Annotated in this window: 4 protein-coding genes and 1 pseudogene; 3 read left to right on the forward strand and 2 right to left on the reverse strand. The window is 67.6% G+C overall.

The features are described from left to right. Window positions 1-74 precede the first annotated feature (74 nt). Together ACI3ET_RS16200 and ACI3ET_RS16205 are read right to left on the reverse strand one after the other, a co-directional pair. Window positions 75-452 (reverse strand): DUF2243 domain-containing protein, encoded by a 378-nt coding sequence (locus tag ACI3ET_RS16200; RefSeq protein ID WP_405034102.1) that lies wholly within the window; start codon window positions 450-452, stop codon window positions 75-77. A 361-nt stretch (window positions 453-813) separates the two neighbouring features. Then, entirely contained in the window at window positions 814-1,110 is a 297-nt protein-coding gene (locus ACI3ET_RS16205) for a hypothetical protein (RefSeq protein WP_405034103.1), read from the reverse strand. A 464-nt stretch (window positions 1,111-1,574) separates the two neighbouring features. On the opposite strand from ACI3ET_RS16205, the gene ACI3ET_RS16210 reads away from it, so the two are divergent. From ACI3ET_RS16210 to ACI3ET_RS16220, 3 genes and pseudogenes are all read left to right on the forward strand, one after another. Further along, entirely contained in the window at window positions 1,575-2,261 is a 687-nt protein-coding gene (locus tag ACI3ET_RS16210; protein ID WP_405034104.1) for a GAF and ANTAR domain-containing protein, read from the forward strand. Between the two features lie 126 nt (window positions 2,262-2,387). After that, a complete protein-coding gene (locus ACI3ET_RS16215) occupies window positions 2,388-3,113 on the forward strand; it encodes a hypothetical protein (RefSeq protein ID WP_405034105.1) in 726 nt (241 codons plus the stop codon). A 20-nt stretch (window positions 3,114-3,133) separates the two neighbouring features. Further along, window positions 3,134-3,788, forward strand: a pseudogene (locus ACI3ET_RS16220) (alcohol dehydrogenase catalytic domain-containing protein); the annotation flags it as partial. Window positions 3,789-4,142: the final 354 nt, after the last annotated feature.

Here is a 4,142-nt window from a genome sequence, read left to right on the forward strand (position 1 = left end):
AAGGTAGCGTCGGGCACGTCGAGGTCTTTCGGATGGCTGGCGTAGGAACCTCCATCTTCGGAAGACCTCGACACCTACCCCCGGACCGACGCGCCAGCGCTCTCTACACCCTCATCTGTGAAGAGCCGGTTCACGGCGTAGCGGATCTGGTGGATCCGCAGGACCTTGTGGAACACCAGCCCGTCGAAGAGTTGGAAGAACCCGACCCCGGCCACCACAGCCCCGCCCCATCGGGCCGCCGGCACCTCGGCACCTCGGCGTACGTCGGCCAGCAGGAACAGCCCCCAGATCGTGATGAACCACCCGAAGGCGTGGAAGAAGCCATCAGCGGTCAGTGCCACCCGCGTGGTCGACAGATCGTAGAAGTGGTGCCACTGCAGGCCGAGGTGGAAGATGAACAGGTCGACCATCGACGCCGCGATCCCGCACCCGAACAGGAACCCGGAGAGCACCGTGCGGCGGTCCAGGTTGATCCCTGTCTTCGTCCGCGGATCGGCTCCTGCTCCCCGGCCGCACTTCTCTCTGCAGTGGGCATCAGAACCCCTCAGATCGGCGGAGAGCCTTGCTGGCGTTCTTGGGTGGGGGGGCGCCCATGCGTGCTCCGGACTCTTGGTCTCGTGGACGACGACAAACGGTTTGACGCCCACCGGTTGCACCGAACGGCAGCGCGCGCTACTTCCGTGCGCCGAGCCTCGCGGACACATTGCCTCGGCCTCCGTCGTCGGACGACGAAGGCCGACCGACGCTGGTGCGTCGGCCGGCCCTGGAGCGTCGCTCAGCGGCCTGTGGCGTTCAGCGCTGAGTAGTCGTGACTCAGCTGTGGTCGCGGGCGACGTGGCTCTCGCGGCTGCCGGACTTCGCCAGGCCGCGGGCGATCATGTAGCCGATGGTGAGGAAGGTGATGTAGCGCATCGCCTGCTCGGCGCCGAAGGGGTCGCCCTCCCCGCCACCGTCGGTGCCGTTGTCCCCGACGACGAAGGCCGTGATGACGATGGCGGCGACGGCGGCCAGGTAGACGAAGAACTCGGTGGTCTTCGTGGAGGGCTTGGTCTCGGTGCCCAGACGGGCAGCGACGCGGTTGGTGGTGTCGTGCTCGGTGGTGTTCGACATGGGGGATTCCTTCGTGAAGTCGGGGATGTGGTGCTCGCGTGGGTGGGCGCGCAACAGGGTGCGGCACAGGGAACGGTTTTTTGGTATCGGTTGCAGACCCGCATTCCCGCGAGGCTTTCCTGCACGAACAACGGTACGTCAATACTTGCTGGGTCCAGACCAAATAACTCACCCTCAGGGGTGTGATCCAAACGAGATAGCGCTGGCGCCACGCAGTTCACGGAGTGATCGTGCGTGCGTCGAGCGGGCCAGGCGGATGCGTTCGACGGATGCTCCCGATAGGGCGGCCTGCCGAGCCCTCTTCCGGACTCAGCAGGCCTGGGCGGACCTTCCGGGGGCCCCCAAACGTCCGCCTGCTGTTGACGGTACGCCCTACCTGCTCGCCTCACCCGGTAGAGCGGCAGACGAGTGAGTGGCGCGTTGCGGTGGCCGGCCGAGCTGGCACGGATGAGACGATCTGAAGCATGAGCAGCGCGGAGCAGTTCCTCGAGGAGCTGTCTGCTGTGGCACGGTCCTTGCAGAACGAGACGGGCACCCAGCGGACCCTGGAGATGGCCGTGACCGCAGCGACCAGCATCATCGAGGGTTGCGACCTGGCTGGTGTCTCGATCGCCGACTCCCGCGGCGTCCATACCCGTGCCGCCAGCGACGAGGCAGTGCTCGTGATGCACGCCCTCCAGCACGAGCTCGCCGAAGGCCCCGCCGTGGACGCGCTGCGCCACCACGAGACGGTGTACGCCCCGGACCTGAGCAGCGACGAGCGCTGGCCGAGGTGGGGCCCGCGCATCCATGAGATCGGCGTGCGCAGCGTCCTGAGCTACCGGTTGTTCACGACCAGGGACACGCTTGGCGCACTCGACCTGTTCTCACGCACCGGTGACGCGTTCGACCAGGACGCCATCGACAACGCCCTCGCCCTGGCAGCCCAGGTCGCCGTCGCGGTCGCGGCCGAGCTGAACGACGAGCACCTGCATGTGGCGGTGACGACCCGCACCGTCATCGGCCAGGCGCAAGGAATCTTGATGGAGCGCTTCGACCTCTCTGCCGACCGCGCCTTCGAGGTGCTGGTCCGGGTCTCGTCCCACCAGAACATCAAGCTCCTCCGGGTCGCCAGCGAGCTGGTCACCACTCGGACCGTGCCGAAGTCCTGACCGGGTCGAGCCACGACCGGGGTTCCGACGGCCGTGCAAGGGGTGTTGCGCCAGCGCCTGTTCTCGGCCATGCTGAGCACAGCTTCTAGCAGATCGGGGCGCCACCAACATCGTTGGAAGTGCGTCATGATCTGTCACGACACGGCTCGGACGGGCCGCCCCCGTATCGCGGTGCTCACCATGGTCAGCGGTGAGCACGACCATCTGCTCTCCCACGTCGACGGACTGGCCGTCAGCACCTGGCCTCCGGACGTCCACGTCGTGACCTCGATCCGTGACCGAGCGCTCACCCGCGGCCGGTTGCCCATCGCCTCGGACCGGTGGACCACGGTGGTGCCCGTCCTGCCGGTGCCCCCGAGCCGGGACGCGTTCCTGCCCGGCCTGCACGCCGCCGGGCGCGCTGCCCTGGAGGGTGGTGCAGACGTCCTCATCTTCCTGTCTGTCAGCTGCATCCCCAGCCGCCGGCTCCTGCAGGTCCTCGCACAAGCGGCAACATGCGGCCAGTCGTCCACACCCACGTTGTGGCACAGCGTCGTGGACGGGCTTGCCCCGGCGCCATCAGTGGGTTATCCCGTCGCTGGAGACCTGGACGCGTTCCTCGGCGACCGTGCGCACACCCCTGGTCCGACCACGGTCCCCGGACGCCGGTGGTGCGACTCCTTCGCGATGACGGCTCGAGACTGGCGGCTGGTCATGCCCCGGGTGCACGCATCCCACCCCTACGACGGGGCACCGACCGACGTCGAGGACGTCATCACCGCGAGCTCGGGTCGGTTCCGACAGGTCACCGGCGCGACTGCCTACCTGCAGCACCCGCTCCGCCGAGAAGTCCCCATGCCGGCGACGGCCTGACAGCAGAAGAGGAGTCGCTCATGCGTGCGATGGTCTACCGCGGCCCGTACCGGGCTCGCGTGCAGGAGAAGGGCGTGCCGGCGATCGAGCACCCAACGACGCGATCGGACGGTGCAAGCCGGCCGCGATCTGCGTCTCTGACCTGCACCTTTACCACGGTCTGATGCCGGACACGCGGGTCGGCACGACGTTCGGTCACGAGTTCATCGGCGTGGTCCACGAGGTGGGTGCCTCGGTGGAGCGGCTGCAGGTGGGGGACCGCGTCATGGTGCCGTTCAACGTGACTGCGGGTCGTGCCTCTCTTGCGCCCAGCTCGCCGACATCGCCGAGGGCGACACCGTGCCCGTCGTCGGTGCCGGCCCGGTCGGGCTGTATGCCGGACGCTCGGCGTGGCTGATGGGTGCCGGGTGGGTGATCGTGGTGGACCACCGGGAGTACCGGCTGGAGGCGGCGAGCACGTTCGCGGAGACCTACCACTTCGCCGAGCACGACGACATCGTGGTGCACCTGAAGAGGGTGACCGACCACCCGGGGGCGGACCGCCTCACCGACGCCTACAGGCCGATGTTCAGCGCCGTGAAGCTCGGTGACGCCATGAACAAGGGCCCGACGCTGCGGATGAACCAGTGCACGGTGAAACGGCAGTGGTTGCGGCTGCTGGAGCACCTGCAAGCCGCTCGAGCGAGGAGCTGCGGGACCGCATACCCGTGCGGGGTCGGCGCGCGCGGACGTCAAGCACCACTGGATGGACCCCATCGTCGCCCCTACGGTCCCCCTCACCGCGGCGGCGGTGGCAGCGGTCATCTGGCGCCGGACCCGGTCAGGCGCTGACAGCGATTGTGCTCAGGTCACCAGGAACACGACAACCACGAAGCAAGAACGGAGCGACATGCAGATGATGGAGTGGAGTCCACCAGAGTGGTGTACGACGACCACGGTGGTGAGCGTGTCCTGCTGATGTAGGCGCGGTCACCGCGTGATCCTTCGAGTGAACCTTCCACAGCACTCTCGAACGGAGCATCACGATGA

This window comes from Ornithinimicrobium jinqii (genome assembly GCF_045032595.1).
In the GTDB taxonomy this organism is placed as follows: domain Bacteria; phylum Actinomycetota; class Actinomycetes; order Actinomycetales; family Dermatophilaceae; genus Ornithinicoccus.